The 15494-nt window shown below is 55.6% G+C and carries 17 protein-coding genes and 1 pseudogene; 10 read left to right on the top strand and 8 right to left on the bottom strand.

Going from position 1 to position 15494, the window contains the following annotated elements:
* Positions 1–42 precede the first annotated feature (42 nt).
* Entirely contained in the window at positions 43–771 is a 729-nt protein-coding gene (locus N554_RS0106440; protein WP_029582728.1) for an adenylate/guanylate cyclase domain-containing protein, read from the bottom strand.
* A gap of 358 nt (positions 772–1129) precedes the next feature.
* Here N554_RS0106440 and N554_RS0106435 point away from each other — a divergent pair, with 358 nt between their 5' ends.
* On the top strand, positions 1130–2767 hold the full coding sequence (locus N554_RS0106435) for a tetratricopeptide repeat protein (protein WP_156041815.1): 1638 nt from the start codon (positions 1130–1132) through the stop codon (positions 2765–2767).
* A gap of 853 nt (positions 2768–3620) precedes the next feature.
* Positions 3621–3803 (top strand): hypothetical protein, encoded by a 183-nt coding sequence (locus tag N554_RS37950; RefSeq protein WP_371259460.1) that lies wholly within the window; start codon positions 3621–3623, stop codon positions 3801–3803.
* Between the two features lie 125 nt (positions 3804–3928).
* Here the strand turns inward: N554_RS37950 and N554_RS0106430 are convergent, their stop codons facing one another.
* A complete protein-coding gene (locus tag N554_RS0106430) occupies positions 3929–4360 on the bottom strand; it encodes a hypothetical protein (RefSeq protein ID WP_029582726.1) in 432 nt (143 codons plus the stop codon).
* Between the two features lie 110 nt (positions 4361–4470).
* On the opposite strand from N554_RS0106430, the pseudogene N554_RS0106425 reads away from it, so the two are divergent.
* From N554_RS0106425 to N554_RS0106410, 4 genes and pseudogenes are all read left to right on the top strand, one after another.
* Positions 4471–5100: pseudogene (locus N554_RS0106425) on the top strand (IS5/IS1182 family transposase); the annotation flags it as partial.
* A 643-nt stretch (positions 5101–5743) separates the two neighbouring features.
* Positions 5744–6145, top strand: coding sequence for a hypothetical protein (locus N554_RS39640; RefSeq protein WP_156041814.1), 402 nt, complete (start codon positions 5744–5746; stop codon positions 6143–6145).
* Between the two features lie 48 nt (positions 6146–6193).
* Positions 6194–6406, top strand: coding sequence for a hypothetical protein (locus N554_RS40820; protein WP_197033437.1), 213 nt, complete (start codon positions 6194–6196; stop codon positions 6404–6406).
* A gap of 186 nt (positions 6407–6592) precedes the next feature.
* Positions 6593–6937: a hypothetical protein gene (locus N554_RS0106410; protein WP_156041812.1), complete on the top strand. Its 345-nt coding sequence runs from the start codon at positions 6593–6595 to the stop codon at positions 6935–6937.
* Positions 6938–7560: 623 nt separating this feature from the next.
* On the opposite strand, the gene N554_RS35500 is transcribed toward N554_RS0106410, so the two are convergent.
* A complete protein-coding gene (locus N554_RS35500) occupies positions 7561–7893 on the bottom strand; it encodes a hypothetical protein (RefSeq protein WP_029582722.1) in 333 nt (110 codons plus the stop codon).
* A 1071-nt stretch (positions 7894–8964) separates the two neighbouring features.
* Here N554_RS35500 and N554_RS0106395 point away from each other — a divergent pair.
* Positions 8965–9327, top strand: a complete 363-nt coding sequence (locus tag N554_RS0106395) for a hypothetical protein (protein ID WP_029582721.1) — start codon at positions 8965–8967, stop codon at positions 9325–9327.
* Positions 9328–9365: 38 nt separating this feature from the next.
* Positions 9366–9731 carry a hypothetical protein gene (locus tag N554_RS0106390; RefSeq protein WP_029582720.1) on the top strand — a complete coding sequence of 122 codons (366 nt, stop codon included), beginning with the start codon at positions 9366–9368 and terminating at the stop codon, positions 9729–9731.
* A 685-nt stretch (positions 9732–10416) separates the two neighbouring features.
* Here N554_RS0106390 and N554_RS0106380 read toward each other — a convergent pair.
* The 4 genes from N554_RS0106380 to N554_RS0106365 all read right to left on the bottom strand — a co-directional run bounded on the left by N554_RS0106380 (position 10417) and on the right by N554_RS0106365 (position 13129).
* Entirely contained in the window at positions 10417–11616 is a 1200-nt protein-coding gene (locus tag N554_RS0106380; RefSeq protein ID WP_029582719.1) for an MFS transporter, read from the bottom strand.
* Positions 11617–11723: 107 nt separating this feature from the next.
* Positions 11724–12215 (bottom strand): cupin domain-containing protein, encoded by a 492-nt coding sequence (locus N554_RS0106375; protein ID WP_029582718.1) that lies wholly within the window; start codon positions 12213–12215, stop codon positions 11724–11726.
* Positions 12216–12361: 146 nt separating this feature from the next.
* Positions 12362–12553, bottom strand: a complete 192-nt coding sequence (locus N554_RS0106370) for an FAD-dependent oxidoreductase (RefSeq protein ID WP_156041811.1) — start codon at positions 12551–12553, stop codon at positions 12362–12364.
* A 96-nt stretch (positions 12554–12649) separates the two neighbouring features.
* Positions 12650–13129 (bottom strand): DUF302 domain-containing protein, encoded by a 480-nt coding sequence (locus tag N554_RS0106365; protein WP_029582716.1) that lies wholly within the window; start codon positions 13127–13129, stop codon positions 12650–12652.
* Between the two features lie 245 nt (positions 13130–13374).
* Between N554_RS0106365 and N554_RS35490 the strand changes: the two genes are divergently transcribed.
* Positions 13375–13794, top strand: coding sequence for a hypothetical protein (locus tag N554_RS35490; protein ID WP_245283534.1), 420 nt, complete (start codon positions 13375–13377; stop codon positions 13792–13794).
* 31 nt (positions 13795–13825) lie between these two features.
* On the top strand, positions 13826–14542 hold the full coding sequence (locus N554_RS0106355; RefSeq protein ID WP_029582715.1) for a peroxiredoxin-like family protein: 717 nt from the start codon (positions 13826–13828) through the stop codon (positions 14540–14542).
* A 39-nt stretch (positions 14543–14581) separates the two neighbouring features.
* Here the strand turns inward: N554_RS0106355 and N554_RS0106350 are convergent, their stop codons facing one another.
* Entirely contained in the window at positions 14582–15484 is a 903-nt protein-coding gene (locus N554_RS0106350) for a LysR family transcriptional regulator (RefSeq protein ID WP_029582714.1), read from the bottom strand.
* Positions 15485–15494 lie beyond the last annotated feature (10 nt).

The following is a 15494-nucleotide window of genomic DNA, read 5'->3' as shown; positions in this document are numbered from 1 at the left end:
CCCACTGATCCCCACCTAACAGCCGGACGATAGCCCTTGTATTCAAGCCGCATAGAGCTCGATCGGTTCCTGGAATCCCTTCAGCTGGTAGGTCTTTGCCTGGCTGCCCGCGAGGTCCGATTGGGCGCGCTGGTAGACGTCCTGGGTGACCAGAATCTGGTCGGAGCCGGCGGCGGATTGGGCCCGGGAAGCGGTGTTGACCACGGTTCCGATCGCCGTCAGGTCGCGATGCGACCGGCCGAACTCCCCGAAGCTGAGTTCTCCCGAGCTGACGCCAATGCCTACGCCCAGATCGGAGCCCGCGAGGCCGAATCGTTCGACGAGCGTCTCGCGCTCGATACGCCAACGCTTCAGGATCTCTCGCGCCGCGCGCACCGCGTGTTTCGCATGATCCTCGCTTTGAATCGGAAAATTGAAGACAGCCATCACCGCGTCCCCAATGGTCTTGTTGAGAAGCCCGTCATATTGCCAAATGGCGCCGGCACATTCGTCGTAGAATGCGTCGAGCAGTCCTGAGATGGCATCAGCCGAAAGCGACTGCGAGAGAGTGGTGTAGCCTCGGAGGTCCGCGAACAGGATGGTCGCGTCGATGGTGATCTTGCGGGCCCTCATCACCCTGGTGAACATCAGCTCGCAGACCGTGCAGGTGTTGGGGTTCATCTTGCTCGGACGAATGCCGACGGCGCGAAATGGGACCGAAAGCACCCCGCGTAGTGGTACCGGCAGGTGCATCTGCTGCCAGCACCCGATGCAGATCCTTGCCTGTTGCAGGGTCATGAGCGCGACTCCCGTAGGCGAGGACGGGCATTGGCGGGATCGGACCCTCGCGGCTTCTTTCGCGAAGCGGGGCCAATGCCCCCTAGCGTCGCGATTAAGTATCCGCCGGGTCCAATTGTCAAAACAAAGCCGATCCAAACACCTAGTTTTCCGGCCCAATGCCGCTGTGTCCTTTCCGCCTCTGCTTTTTCTTCCTCTCAGACTCGCCGGCCTCGGGCCCGTTCTGCCTTGCTCGCGTTAAAGATGTCAAAATTCCGATCTTCCCGTCTACCCCGAACTCTGCCAATTTGGGCCGAAAACGAGACCGGTTGCAAGTTGGTTGGGCATCATTTTTTTCACAATAGGCGGTAAGATGATTTTGGATATTCAGAGCGTGCGCCAGCGAGTTACCGACGCGCTTGGGAAATTTAGCCCCACAGTACGAACCCTGTTTACTATCTTCAGCGTGCTGCTCCTTGGAGCCGTGCTTTTTTGGTTATTTAATCAGGCGATTTATTATTTCCTTGCCCGGTCATACGTTGAGCAGATTGCGAACTCCTTCGATCTCGACCAGCATTTAGCTGACGCTTTGGTATGGCTAAGCTTTGCAGCCATCATCTTCTTCGCTGGCTATGCTTTTTCTTTCAACAAACGGAGACGAGTGATCGGAGCGCTGGGTTTCCTGGCGCTGCTGGTCGGTCATTCTCTCGTCCTGTCCAGATCTGATAACTTGATGACCAAATGCTATGTGGTGAGTCGCAATGAGATCAAGGTTCTGAACCGCGTAGGCATCGATCCACAGACCGGTCTCAACTGCCGGTTGCTGACGCCCGAAATGGCGGAAAAGGTCAGAGAGTATCAGAGGGGCAAGAGACCAGCGCAGATCACTGGCCTCCCGGTAGTATTCTTCAGCACACTTACGGGAGAACCGATCGTTTGGTTCACGAAGGGTAATTCTCCACATAGCATCGAACTCTTTGATCTGATGGGGTTTAATCCAAGAACCGGCGAAGAATTGGTACCGGTAACCCGGCAGGTCGCCGACGAGTGGACTTCAGATGAACAGTTCCGCTTACAAGAGGCGCACAGAATTCCACCGAAGCGCATTCAAAATCCCGAAACTGCTGTGTTCTTCGATCCGATCACAGGGCAGCCGAAAGTCTGGTATTGGCGCAGCGATCAAGGAGAGTGGGAATTCTACGACAACAAGGGCTTTCACCCCCGTAATGGTGATCAGCTTCAGATCGTCAATCGCGACGTGTTCAATCGTTGGCAACGAGAGTTATCTGACGCTCAGCAACTGAAGAAAGATCTCGAGGCCAAGGCAAAAGCTGAGGCTGACGAACGTGACCGACAAGCCCGTCAAAAGGCGCAAGCGGACGTTGAGGCAAAACAAGCCGCTGAAAAAGCAAATCAACAACAAGTTCGGTCGGGAAATGACTGCGATCGTCTGGCTGGCAACCCGACCGATGCCCGGAAAGTAGGCGACGGTGTTTCGTTTGATATCCTGAGGACTCAGGCCGACGAAGCGATCGATGCCTGCACACGCGCCGTTCAGCAATTCCCCTCAGAACTCCGATACCAGTATCAGCTGGGTCGCGCATTGCAGCTCCGCGATCGAAAAAAAGCATTTGAGATCGAAACTTCTCTGGTTCACCAGCGATATCCAGCAGCCTTCGATAACCTCGGATGGATGTACCTCTACGACAAGAAGGATCCTGCTAGCGCTGTCCAGTACTTCAAGATCGGTTCTCAGCTAGGCGATGGGAATTCCATGGTCAGTCTCGCCGAGATGATCGACCGCCAATACTTTAATCCACCGAATTCTTATGACATGAAGCTCGCGTTGTGGCGAAAGGCTGCTGAATTGGGTCATGCGGGAGCAGCAAAGGCTCTCGAACTGGAAGCTGCTAAAACGGAGCAGTTTCAAAACCAACAGCTCAATCAACAACGCGCGCAGCAGATGATGCTACAGATGATAGGCGGCATCATTGGTGGCGCGATACGCTAGTCAAGCCGAAGCCGATGCTGTCCTCGGCATGGAGACATTGAGAGATGGAGATAAAGTTGAGAACCGCGAGCATTGTTATGTTTATAGTCTTATTGTGCGATGCTTCAACGGCTTTGGCTGAAAGCCGGTGCCGCGTAATGGATCCTACCGGTAGTCCCCTCAACGTCCGAACCAGTCCGAACGGCAAGATTATAGACACTCTTCCGAACCGGATGCTCGTTACTGTAGTTGATCAAGCTTTTGATCAAAACCAACGGTCTTGGGTATTTCTTAAGAGAGGCACAGACGATGAGCCGACCGGTTGGGTATTTCGAGACTTCATTAACTGCTCCTGATCGGTCGCTCACAGCATCGTTGGTGGCTGCGAGTTCATTCCGCGTAAAATATTCCAAGCCAGCCCTGTCCTTTCTACCCCTCTCAATTTACTCCGGATTTACTTGAACCCAGATCCGATCGGGCCGTTTGTCCAGGTCCCATGCCCACTATAAAGATTTCCTGGGACCTCTGGGGCGACGGCGAGCCGTGCTCTACAAGAGGGCCGACCACCGGAATCCCAAGTGGACCGTCCGGCTTAAGATCCCCCAACATTTCGGGGTTCGTGGTCAAGTCGACCAAGCCAACGGATGACGTTGAGGTAAGACGGTTCTTTCACTGCTTTTCGCGGTGCGATGAGTCAGGACGTCAGAAACCTGATCGGCGTTTGAGATGCTTTAATTAGTTACTGCGACCTACAAGCTGGTAACGATTCGAATGGATGATTGATTCTGCATCCGGAATAACCGATCTGCGAACCGTAAGTTGCCTATAGAAGCAATCGTGCTAGAAGGCCGTAGTGAATCGAATGGAGATCGAAGTGGCCAAGAAAGCAAAGAAAATTGTTCGACGAGAATACACCAAAGCTGACGTGAAGGAACTACGAGCACATTCAAAAGCTAGAACGCCACTAGCCAACATTATGAAGCTGACCAAGAGAACAGAAGGTTCGTTGCGTCAGAAGGCACGCAACCTCGGTATCAGTCTCGGGCATCGCAGATAACGGCACATCATTGCATCGCCTGATATGTAGATGATGTCGAAGCGGAGCGACAGTCAAAGCGATCAACGTACCCTATCAAAGCACATCTTGCGAGTTCGCGCACGGTGATTGGCGTTTGCGCGACGCTAATTGGGCTTCTGTTTGCATAGGATATTATTTGAAAGAGCGCCTACCGAATGGGAGAAGATCAGGGTCTTGTCGGAGACGCCATAGACGTGGCGCAACGGTCCGATCAAAGCTTCCTGCAGCTCTACCTCGCGTGACAGGTCGGATGCTTTGGTGGCGACACGGGACAGCTGGTGGTCGATCCAGCCCACGAGATCGTTCTCGGCGATATCGCGGGTGAACAGATAAAAGCTATAGGCCGTTTGGTTCAACCGGCCGTTGCGGAGCCGGTGGGTGGGCACGGGACAGGCGCCGATATGCTCCGGCTCGGAGCAGGAGCCCTTGCCCTTGCCATACCGGCATTGGTCGTAATGCCAGTAACTCTTAAGGCGTCGCCCGTGAAGTATTCGGAAGGCATTTATTGATCGCTGTGATTTGATCGGAACAAGCATTCTATTTTGCAAGAAAGCCCCATGTTCATTGCGCTTTCCTTGCGTTTTGGGATTCCCGATTTGGGCGGTTTGTGATTCCTTATGGCGGCAAGATTCGCTGTGGGGGAACCATGAGCCACCCGCGCGACGACCGCCAGGACGACTTGTTTCGCTCGTCGCTGGAGGCGATCATCAACCTTCGCCATCCGCTGGTGCGGCTCGCGGCGGAGATTAATTGGGATTTTCTGGCGAAGCGCTTCGGTTCGGTCTGTCGCGTAGGGCCGGGGCAGCCGCCGCTGCCAACGCGGCTGGTGGCCGGGCTGTTCATCCTCAAACACATGCACAATCTCTCTGACGAGGCGCTGTGCGACCGCTGGGTGGAGAACCCGTATTTCCAGTATTTCTGCGGCGAAGTGGTGTTCCGGCATGAGCTGCCGTTTGACCGCTCGTCGCTGACCCGCTGGCGCCAGCGGCTGGGTGAGGAGCAGATCGCTGCGCTGTTGCAAGAGAGCCTCGCGGTGGCGCACCGGAGCGGGGCGATCCAGACCAAAGATCTCGAGCGGGTCGTGGTGGACACCACCGTGCAGGAGAAAGCGATCGCGCATCCGACCGACGCCCGGCTCACCCACCGCGCAATCGAGAAGCTGGCCGAACTGGCCAAACGCGAGGGTGTCGAACTGCGCCAGAGCTATCTGCGGGTGTTCATGCCGCGCTATTACCACGCTCCTCAGTCAACTGAGTTCGAAAAGACCCGGCGAGCACCGGTGCTATCAGCGTTCTGGCTGAGCTAGGGGTTTAAGGTCGGCTATGTCCGCGCCACCATATGTCGCACAATAGAAGTTCTGCGGCCCATAAGTCATTCCGTGGCTGTGTTGAGCCATATTTTGACTTTGAGGGAGTAAATTGAAGGATTGGCGTGTCTATAAATGCCGAAGCACGCACGGTCTCTGCCGGTCAGAAGGAGATGCTGCTGCCAATCGAAGGGAAGCGCGGCGCCGGGAAAAAGGCGGCGAAGCCTGCGCGTATCTTGGCATCGTCACCACCGTCCCAGCGATCCCCACCATCATCTTTATACGTTTGAAGTGGATCCCAAGTGCGCCAACCACGCCATGTCTGGCGCCCGATACGGTCTCACGATGTTTGCCGGCAGCGAATCCATGTACGATCCCGAGCGTAAGACGCGGGAGAGTATTGAGGTGACGGTCACACGACAGCGGCTGAAAAAGAACGGGGCGCGATGATCATCCGCAGTTATGTACCGGTTGAAAATGCGAGGCATATGTAAACCCGGCAGAACGACGCCACCCGGAAGTCCATGGCGGCGTAAAGCTCCCTCCATAGCTGCTGGCAAGCCGAAGCCGCCCTGCCGAATAACAGGGATGGACGGTAGATTAGGGAGCTGGGATGTCAAAAAAACTCGACCGCCTCTTGGAAGAAACAGCCGAGGATTTCGGCCAACGTAGTGCGGAGACCGCGCTCGACCTTTCGTGGTTCGATTCTGCAAAATGTTTTCACAGCGAAATTGAGTATGCGATGGCGGTCGCCCTTCGTGCCATCAATTGCGGTTACGGTTGGGAATTCGATGGCAATCAGGATGTCGTCTTTGCCTGGAAGGAGACCGCTGATAGCCCGATTGTGCAAATACAGCCCAAGAGGAAAGTGGGACCGTACGCGATTGCCCTCGCAATCCGCGTCAGAGGGCCGCAAATAGAATACTCAAGTTGGCAATTGAATGTGACGGGCACGACTTCCATGAGATGTCTGCCGAACAGGCCATTAAAGAAAAGCAGTTTGAGAAAGCATTGACCGCTGGCCGTTACCGGCTTTTGCGGTTCACCGGCGCCGAAATTTCAAATGACCCGGCCAAGTGCGCTGCAAAGATCGCAGATGAAATTGATCTGTTCATTACCCCAAGGAAACGCCGCGGCTCGTGAGTTGCGTCTGGAGCTGCGGCAAGCCATCATTGAGATGGGCGAGCCTCTGTTTCCAAGTCAAGTCAGCGCACTTACCGACCCAGGAAATACTTTTAAAGCTTTTCTGGAAGTCGATCGGCTTCGAGCCAGATGACTTTATGGAAGTGGGTATGGCACCTAAGCGGGCAGCATGGCTAAATCGCGTTCTGCAGCGTCTTGGGGGGCTAATGATGAGAAGTTGGCAGGTAGCGATTGCTTATGTCAGCCTGTGGACGGCCTGCGCGGCTGATGAACTACCGAAAAATCTCCTCCTGAAATGCGAAGGCAGCTTACAGTCGTCATGGAGGGCGCAAAGCCGGATGTCCTGCAGAACAAATTCGCAATCACACTCCGGCTTAAGGACGGAGAACTTTCGGACATCGACTCGATATTTTTGACCACCAACGGCTGCGAACTAAAGAGTGGCACTATCGCCTGTACCGGCACGGCGATCTATCCGAGCACCATCGATGCTGGTAGCGAACATCGGGACGTGAAGGCTTATATTTCCAGGGAGACAGGCGAGTACAACTTCTTCATGCAAACAACATCCTTCACCGGCAGGAACGCCTCAGGCAAGAAAACGGGTGGGATGAAGTATCGCCGTACGGGAATATGCCGTCCGATAAGCAAGCCGATATTCTGAGGTACGGATGAGTCCCCAAGCGGGCGGCATGGCTGAAGTGGATTCTGAAGGCTTTCCGGGTAGGTCTGTGCTATTCTCCGTAAACTCGCCGCACCGATGCGGCAGGCTTGAATAGTGTATGAATAGGCCAATGATGTCACGCGGTTACGTGGAGAGACTTTGCTCTTTACGCCGCTCTCAAAACCGGCGATGAATCTAAGTCCCCCGGAAAAACAGCTCTGAACCTTTCTTTAAGGAGAGCTGTGCCGTGGATAAACTCGAACTTGGTCTGTGGGGCTTGAGCCTAAGCGCTCAAGGAACGACAGCCATCGCGGTTGAGCTGCGATCGAAGGTGCAAAGCCTTCGGAGATGCCGGGATTCATCAAGCCTCAACTTGCTACTCTTCGGTCTAAAGCTCCCAAGGGTGAGCAGTGGCTTCGCGAAATCAAGTTCGACGGCTACCCCTGTCGGCTCAAACCGGCAGGGGTTTGTATTTGGGAAGCAAAATTGGGCTGGATTGGCATACGTAATAGCGAACGGTCCTTGCCCACCGCTTCTAATTCGCTCCGAAATGCTGCCGCTAAGACCGACCCCAAAAAGGCCCGACTTGCGCCGGGCCTTTCGGAAGTCGTATTCCTTTTTGTTTACCAGCGGCCTGACACGAAGCTAAATCCGATGCTGGGGCCGCCATCGTAATAACCGGGACCGCTGCTGTAGTAGCCCGGATCGCTGTAGCCATAGCCGGGTTCCACATATGTACGGCGTTGGCCAGCATACGAAGAGTCGCCGGAGTACCGTCGTTCAACGTAGCGTCGCCCACCACTCCGATAACAACGGCCATCTTCTCTGCACACCAGTCGGACGTTTTCCAAGGTAGTCGGTTGTGAGATTGCGCTTCCCTGATTGAGAAGCGGCGCTGCCGATGCGCCCGTCGCAAACATGACACCAGCGGCGACAAACAGAATTGTCTTTTTCATGATCTTCTCCATGAGATTGGAATCAGGTGGTCACCGGTTCCTCCTGAAACCAACACTCCGAAGGCAAGTATGTTCCGATGTAGCCGCATTAACCGCGATGAGTGCCTTAATTTCAACAATCGACGCGGGGCATTGATGCAGGGCTGTCGGTTTGACTGATAATCTTCGGATGCCCAAGTCGCGCCATCGAAGACGAATTGAATCTTGGCACCGCACCGCGCGCTGAAGGGCGTGATATGAACGACACTGCCAGTGAGTTTGAACGCTTGTTAGGTCATGCAGCCCTTAAGCTTTGGCCCGACCTGCCCCGAGATGTTCAAGAACTACTGTTCGAGACAGCGGTTCCTGCCGATCCTACAATTCGAAACAGGTTAGCGGTATTCCTTCATGACCGTCATCCACGGACGGCGCATCCGCCTAAGCCGACTAAGTTGGCTTAGTGGTTGGGCACGGAGACATCGAAATCTGCGAGATCAACCCGCTCGACACGATCTTCAAATGTGGTCCGGCAGCGAGGAATAGCAGTGCGGCACCTTCTTCGTTCTGGGAGCTACTCCGAGCGCCCCAAGCCCTTCTCAGCTAACGTCTTGACGGTCTGCAAAAGTATCTGCAGAGCGTGAACGTCTTCCATTTCGTCCGATCCATCTACGAGACTTAGAATATTTCGTAGAGCTTCCTCTGGTGTCATGGCGTGACCTCATGTTGTGGACCAACATGGTATATCATCGGTGGCAATCATTCGCAGCATTCCGATACTTATGCCGTTCAATCGCGTGATTGACGCAAACAAACTGTTTACCAAGCCTTTGAACGGCCTGAAAACCACTTTTCCTAAGTGGCCTGAAACGAATCCTTGTTAGGCTGTCTCCAACAAGCAAGAGGCAGCAAAATGTCCATCATCGTTAGGGTCGTCGTCGTCGCGACGTGCGCTTATGCCGGTTCAGTTTTCGGGGGCAATCAATTCCCGGACCTACCTCATACTTCTCAAATGGCGCAGAAATAGCTGAGATGGCTTCAGCTTCTCGAAACCAGCTTTACACTGATTTACAAAGATAAAGAATTGACAGTCTGATGTTGTGCGATCTGCGACCTTGGCTGCTAGATTCGCTGGACTTCATGATAGAGCAACTTAAGTCGGCGAAATCACCAGAAGACCAATTTGCTGGCACCGACGCCGCAATGGGGTTTATCCCGTTCTTAAGGTGTAGGCTTAAGGAAGATATTTATCTCGGCGCGCAATTCACATGGGCACTTCATATTTGGGTCGATGCCGATCACTACAAATCCGTTTGGGTGGCAATGGCGGATTCACCGCCTGATGAATTTTCAAAGGCTGCAGATGAACTTATCGACACTCTAGCGGTACTTAAGGGGATCGTAGCTGCCCCGCCGACTTTCGAAAAAGAAGGGGCCGCCGAAAGCGGCCTAATATGATTAGACTTATCGACATCCGCTACAAGCTGTAACAGTCCATGATCAAAGTGAAACAGACTCATTGTTGGTGCGGACAGCCGCTGTTGCAGCATGGGTTTCAATACGAAGAGAACCTAGTTGGCGTGAAAGATGGGCGGATGATCGCTAGCGCGCGCAATTTTCTTGGCGAATGTTCAATACATGGAAAGCGCATCAACCAATTTTTCGGCCATCATTCAACCATCACCGAGAAGCGCCTAAAGGATGAATTTTGGCAGCATAGGGGATATTTCAAATCCAATCTTACAAGGGAGGATTATCTATTTTTCTACGACGCTATGCACGGCCGCGCTTCGCCTCAAGAAGATAAGTTGGCCTCATGGCGGCAATTGCTTCTGGACGGCGGCTACTCCCGCTCCGGCTGATCCGGTTTGTTTCGTGCCCCCGCGCCAAGCAATCGGTTGAAATCTTCTCAGTAAGTGGGGTTCTCGCCGTTGGCGGGAGGGGAGGCGGTCTCGGTCAAAGGGATACAAGCGGCAGCCGGTTCGGGAGGGGGGCTGGTCGTGCATATTTTCGCCAAACACGGTCAGCAGCATTCTAACGCAAGGACCTGAATCGCCTCGCGGGGTCACGAATCTTCGAGCCATGCTCATTCTGAACCGCCGGCTAACCCATTGATATCTTTAAAGCTGAATTCCACGCTTTTTTCAGAATGGCCGCTGATATCATTGAGAGGATTGGCTGATTTTGATTCCACCATGCGGAGGTTCGAATCCTCCCGCCCCAGCCAGCCAGTCACTCAGCTAGAGATTGTGGGCCTTAAAATCCGATAAGTGCCCGCCAATTGTGGCTTTCTGTGAATTTGATGTCCGTCTCTATACTCCAAATTTGAACAACTTGGGAGCGAAATCGCCGATAGTCTCCGGCCTACATTTGAAATATTCCCGTTTTTCGGAGACGCGAGCCAGAGACCGGGCGCTATCAGCACTGCGTGGTGTGGGACGCAGTTTTTAGCTCAACTTTTTTCTCCGGAAGCGGGATCTATCTTCGGCAAACAAAGCAGACATGTCGCGAACGGACCGCCATGTCGGCGAATAACACAAAGCTGAGTCAGGCCCTAAGACGCGCCGTAAGCCGTGCGGCTACGGCAAGGGACGCGCCGACACCGGCGACGCAGGCGGTCCATCCCAAGCGGTCGAAAAGCTGCCCGAGAACCGCGCTGCCGACAAGGCCACCAAGGAAGTAGCAGGCGAGATAGGTCCCGCTTGCGACGCCGCGGTTTTCAGTGGCTACCCGTCCGACAAAACCGGTTGCAGCGGCCTGCGCGAAGAACGTTCCGACCCCGACCAGAACCATGCCGGTGAGCACTTCGAGAAGATGCGAGGACAGCATCAGCGGCAGGCCGATTGCCGCAACCGCGAGCGCGCCCCAGATCGCCGGCCGCGTTCCAAAGCGCGCCACCGCTGTTCCGGCAAAGAGCGTCGTCACGATGGAGGGCAGGAAGACAAAATAGACAAAACCCAACTCCATTCGTCCCAGGGAAAGCGGCGGACTTACCAGTACAAAGTTCACGAAAGTGAATGTACCGATGAAGGCGAACAGGATGCAGAAGCCGATGCCGAACGCGGCGCGCAACGCCGGATTGCGCCAGTGAGCGATCATGGCCGCGAACGGCGATTGCGACATTGGCATCGAATGCATCGGGCGCACGCGATGGATGGTGAAATACACCAGAACCGCGCCGGCGAGATTCAACAGGAAAAAATAGAAATTCGATGCCAGCCCGAGCATGTCTACGACCGCTGCGGAAACCAGCCGGCCGACCAGGTTGCTCGCGACGTTGCCGGTGATATAGGCCGCGAATGCGCCCCCGGCATCCATCGAACTGCATTGTTCGCCGAGATAGGCAAGCGTCAGCGCGAACGCCGATGCCATGCACAGGCCCTGGGTGATACGGAGAATCGTGAATACCGTGAGGTTAGGCGCGACCGCCAGCAGGGTTGTCGGAACGGCGAGAAAGGCAAGACTCAAGAGAATGCCGAGCCGGCGATCGATGTGTTGGCTCAAAAATCCGACGACAAGTCCGGCAACCGCCATTCCCATCGTGCTGGCATTGACCGCGAATCCCATTGCCGCCGGGGTCACGTTATAATGCCTGGCCAGTGACGGCAGGATGGCCTGCGTGGCAAACAGATCGACCACAGTCAAGAACGCAGTCAGGCCGATGACGAACGATCGCAGCACCACGCCCGGCGAATGACCGTGTGTTTCCACGGTATCGGATTTCATGTCGGCTGATATGTCGGTCATGGCGCGCCGCTCCTCGCAAGGCCCGGACTAAAGGGGATGTGACGTCTGGGCGTGTGGGGCAACACGGGGGACCCCAAAACGTCACATCCGGCAACGAGGCGTGCTCGTTACATATTGTGGTCGTGCGGATCCTTGCGTACATCGCCGACATACAGAATGACAGTTTGGGTTCCGAGATTCTTCCACCAGTGCGAGGTGCCGAATACCTCGGGCCTGATATCGCCGGCCTTGTGCAGAATAGGCTCGGCGCAGTTGCTGGCATATTCGACGATTTCGCCCTGTTGCACATAGATCAGGGCTGGCCGGTCATCGTGGCTGTGCCACGGCACGATGCCGCCGGGCTCGATCGTCAACTTGCGGAAACGCAGCTCGCGGTCCTTGAGATGGGCCGGTTGCTTCTCGAGATTGATCGAACCCAGGGTCATGTCGGTGACGCCGACCGGCTTGAAGTCAACCTTCTCGCGGGCGTTGGCTTTCATCTTGTCGCCGGGACATTCGCCGGCGAATGTCGTCGACGTCGCGGCGGTCGATCCGGCGATGACGCAGGCAAGCGCGAGGCCGTGCCAGAGCGCGCGTGAATTTATCGTGTGCTTGAACATGTCGTGGTCTCCTCTGTTCTGCCGTGCCTCGAATGATCTGGCCGACGATGAGAGCAACCATCGTTGAAATCACCAGCTTGAGGAAATGCCGGTTGGCTTTTGAATCGATAGCGTAGCGCTATGCGAAAGATCTGTTCTCAACAGTGTCACAGCATGTGCTTGATATCGGAGGAAACCAGAACTTTCTTCGGCGTGCAGCCGCGGTTCGGGCAGGTCCCGCCGAGATCGTGCCATTTGATCATCGCGACCGACATTCCAGCGCGTCTGACAGGACCGGTAACGGCAATATCGGCGTTGCCGCCTCCAAGGATCACCACGTCGAATTTTTCGGATCTCATCGATTTGCCTCGTCCATTGGTGATTACAGGCGAGCCCGGAAAGGCCGCGTTCATTGCCGCGGCCTGAAGGGTTTTTCCGCGCGCCGTTCTGCGCTGTTACTTGGTCGTGATTGTCGACGTGATCGACTCGACGACCATGGTCGCCATCTTGAATTGCGCGACGCGGTCCCTGATGTTGTGACGCTTGGCAATCCACTCGAAATCGGTCCAGACCGCCCATACCCCGCCCTTGTCGTCCTCCGTCAGCAGCAAGCGGACCGGCCAGTCGAGCCCGGCGTTCGGGTTCGACGTGATAAACTGGGTCCCAAGCGGCGGATTTCCGAATATCAGGAGGCTTGAAGGGCGAAGTTTGATTCCGGCGTCGGCCGCCAGCTTCGATTGATCTATCTCGATGAAGAACTTGATGCCTTTGCTGGCGATGTCGGTCTTTATGCGGGTGATCGCCTCACCCATCGAAACTGCGCTCTTTACCCGGACGATCCCATCATCGCTATCGGCCCTTGCGACGGAAACGGCCGACACCAGAATCAGTATCAACAGTAGCGATGTGCAGAGATCTACAATACGATTCTTCATGTGACGTCTCCTGTTCCTTTGACGCATGCCGGCAGCATGGCTTCGGGAACAGAATGAACGCGCCATCCGGCAATATGAAATACAAGCTCGCTCTCAAGTCGATAGCCGCGCGCTATTGCAGCCCGAGCGATGCACCACGGCTATCAAACCGATTGTGCAACGGCATTTCTAACGGTGAACCATTCAGGCTTTGATGTGTCAGCGCCCGATTGGCGGGCGTCCACGTCAATTCGGAGGAGCTTCCAATGTCCCCTTTGTCCAAGACCTTAATTGCGGCAGCTGCGCGCGCGGCGATGGCAACCGCGGCGTTCTCGCTGGTCTCTTGGGAATTCAATCCGGGCTTGGCCTACATGTATAGCGGCCCGGGAACAATGACAACGATGGCCATGGCATCAGGCGCCAAAAATCACGAGGCGATGATGAAGGATGCCAAGAAGGTGCCGAACAACAACATCTTCTTCATGGACGGCGGCCAGATGTACATGGTCTCCGGAACGCTGGGTCGACCGGCAACTTCTATCGGCCCTGAATCGGAGCCAAGGGCATCGACATTTTTTTTGCAAGCAAGGAGGCCGCCCCTTGCGGGCGGCCTGCACGGGGTAATAAAATTAGCTCCGAGAAATCCGACTTCGATGCCGCCTGATGCCACAAGTATCAATCAGTGAATTTGGAAAACCCAATCCGCCGGAGCAAGAGATGATGTCGCTATCGCCTGCCAACGCCGAGCGCCTTAAGCTCGCTTTCCGCAAGTGTCGCAACATGGAAGGGACATTGAGAGAGCAGTTGGAAGCTTATGGCGCTGCGGGGCGCGAGATCTTTCCGGCCTATGGCGAGGCGGTTGACCGCCTGGTCGCGCGGATCCACAAAAATAGCGGCGGAGAAAACGCGCCACGGCCTGGCGATCCGATGCCGCCCTTCATTTTGCCGGATGAGACCGGCCGGCTGATCAGCCTGGACTCGTTTCTGCAAAAAGGACCGATTGCGGTGATGTTTTATCGCGGCCACTGGTGCCCTTATTGCAGGTTGAACGTCAGCGCGGTGATCCAGGCCTACGATCAAATCAGGGCGTCGGGCGGCCAGGTCGTCGCGATCATGCCCGAAATTCAGGAATTTACTGAGAAATTCAAATCCGACTCCGGTGCACCGTTCCCGGTATTGACCGACCTCGATAACGGCTATGCACTATCACTAAACCTCGCGATCTGGCTCGGCACCGAAATACAGCACCTGTTGTCCTATGAGGACTTGTCGAATTTTCACGGCAATGACGGCTGGATGCTGCCGATTCCCGCGACCTTCGTGATCGGCCGCGACGGCTTGGTGAAGGCGCGGTTTGTCGATCCCGACTTCCGCAAGCGCATGGCTATCGACGACCTCATTGCCGCGTTAAAGAGTGCACGTCAGGAGCACTAAGGCGCAATCAAAGGAAGCGGGCGCATCGAAGTGTTGCCCCTACGAACCGGCGTCCTGATTGAGATACTGCGACCAATCGGCGCCGCGCAGCATTCGCATTACCGCGGAGGCAACGGCGGTGCGCTCGCGCCCGGCGACGCCATAGAGATGGACCGTACGGCGCATGTCGAGCCCGTCAACATTTGTCCGCTTCAGAGTCTCCGGCGTCGAGACGCTGCGCGGAATAACGGCAACCCCGACATCGGCTTCGAGCAATTCGATCAGATCGCGTTCCGATGAAATCCTATGGCTGCGTTCCACGTCGATGCCATGGCTCCGAAACAACGTGCTCAACCGTTCGGCGTGCTCGCAAAAATTTCGCGAGAGCCATTGCTGCTTCTGGAGATCCTCAAAGGTGATGTCTTTGCGGTCCGCCAACGGATGGCACTTATTGACGACAAGCTGAAAGCCTTCGGTGAACAGGGGCCAGGTATCGAACCGGTCCCATTCTTCGCTGATTTCAGCGGCGATGCCGAGTTCGGCCTCGCCCTTTTTGAGGAATTCCGCGACTTCCCGGCTATTGCCGCGCAGGAAGCAGAACTCCAAACGGTTGAATAGCCGCTTGATCTGGTCGAGATGCGGAATCAACAGCTCCAAGTCGACGGAATGCGTGAGCGCGATCCGGAGCGCCCCGACTTCACCGCTCTTGAAGGACGACGCGAGTTGGCGCGCGCCGGTCGCGGCTTCGTAGCACTGCTTGAGCAGCGGATGCATGCGCAGACCGAGTTCGGTCAGCTGCGCGGCGGGCCGCTCGCGGCGAAACAGATCGCCACCGAGCTCTGCCTCAAGCTGCTTGATCGCCCGCGTCAGCGACGGCTGGGTCACATTGCACTCGTCGGCGGCGCGGGTGAAGTTGAGCACACGCGCGACGGCAAGGAAATAGCGAACCTGATGCATCTCCATGATCGCACCC

It is taken from the genome of Bradyrhizobium sp. URHD0069 (assembly GCF_000701345.1).
Taxonomy (GTDB): Bacteria; Pseudomonadota; Alphaproteobacteria; order Rhizobiales; family Xanthobacteraceae; genus Bradyrhizobium.
The sequence above is the reverse complement of the archived record's forward strand: the minus strand, read 5'-3'. Positions and strand labels throughout refer to the sequence as shown.

What these genes read in the sequence shown, in the direction of transcription:
- N554_RS0106435 (WP_156041815.1), top strand. Translation starts at nt 1,130, where the DNA reads ATGATTTTGGATATTCAGAGCGTGCGCCAGCGAGTTACCGACGCGCTT.
- N554_RS0106430 (WP_029582726.1), bottom strand. Translation starts at nt 4,360, where the DNA reads ATGCTTGTTCCGATCAAATCACAGCGATCAATAAATGCCTTCCGAATA.
- N554_RS39640 (WP_156041814.1), top strand. Translation starts at nt 5,744, where the DNA reads ATGTCAAAAAAACTCGACCGCCTCTTGGAAGAAACAGCCGAGGATTTC.
- N554_RS40820 (WP_197033437.1), top strand. Translation starts at nt 6,194, where the DNA reads ATGACCCGGCCAAGTGCGCTGCAAAGATCGCAGATGAAATTGATCTGT.
- N554_RS0106410 (WP_156041812.1), top strand. Translation starts at nt 6,593, where the DNA reads ATGGAGGGCGCAAAGCCGGATGTCCTGCAGAACAAATTCGCAATCACA.
- N554_RS35500 (WP_029582722.1), bottom strand. Translation starts at nt 7,893, where the DNA reads ATGAAAAAGACAATTCTGTTTGTCGCCGCTGGTGTCATGTTTGCGACG.
- N554_RS0106395 (WP_029582721.1), top strand. Translation starts at nt 8,965, where the DNA reads ATGTTGTGCGATCTGCGACCTTGGCTGCTAGATTCGCTGGACTTCATG.
- N554_RS0106390 (WP_029582720.1), top strand. Translation starts at nt 9,366, where the DNA reads ATGATCAAAGTGAAACAGACTCATTGTTGGTGCGGACAGCCGCTGTTG.
- N554_RS0106380 (WP_029582719.1), bottom strand. Translation starts at nt 11,616, where the DNA reads ATGACCGACATATCAGCCGACATGAAATCCGATACCGTGGAAACACAC.
- N554_RS0106375 (WP_029582718.1), bottom strand. Translation starts at nt 12,215, where the DNA reads ATGTTCAAGCACACGATAAATTCACGCGCGCTCTGGCACGGCCTCGCG.
- N554_RS0106370 (WP_156041811.1), bottom strand. Translation starts at nt 12,553, where the DNA reads ATGAGATCCGAAAAATTCGACGTGGTGATCCTTGGAGGCGGCAACGCC.
- N554_RS0106365 (WP_029582716.1), bottom strand. Translation starts at nt 13,129, where the DNA reads ATGAAGAATCGTATTGTAGATCTCTGCACATCGCTACTGTTGATACTG.
- N554_RS35490 (WP_245283534.1), top strand. Translation starts at nt 13,375, where the DNA reads ATGTCCCCTTTGTCCAAGACCTTAATTGCGGCAGCTGCGCGCGCGGCG.
- N554_RS0106355 (WP_029582715.1), top strand. Translation starts at nt 13,826, where the DNA reads ATGATGTCGCTATCGCCTGCCAACGCCGAGCGCCTTAAGCTCGCTTTC.
- N554_RS0106350 (WP_029582714.1), bottom strand. Translation starts at nt 15,484, where the DNA reads ATGGAGATGCATCAGGTTCGCTATTTCCTTGCCGTCGCGCGTGTGCTC.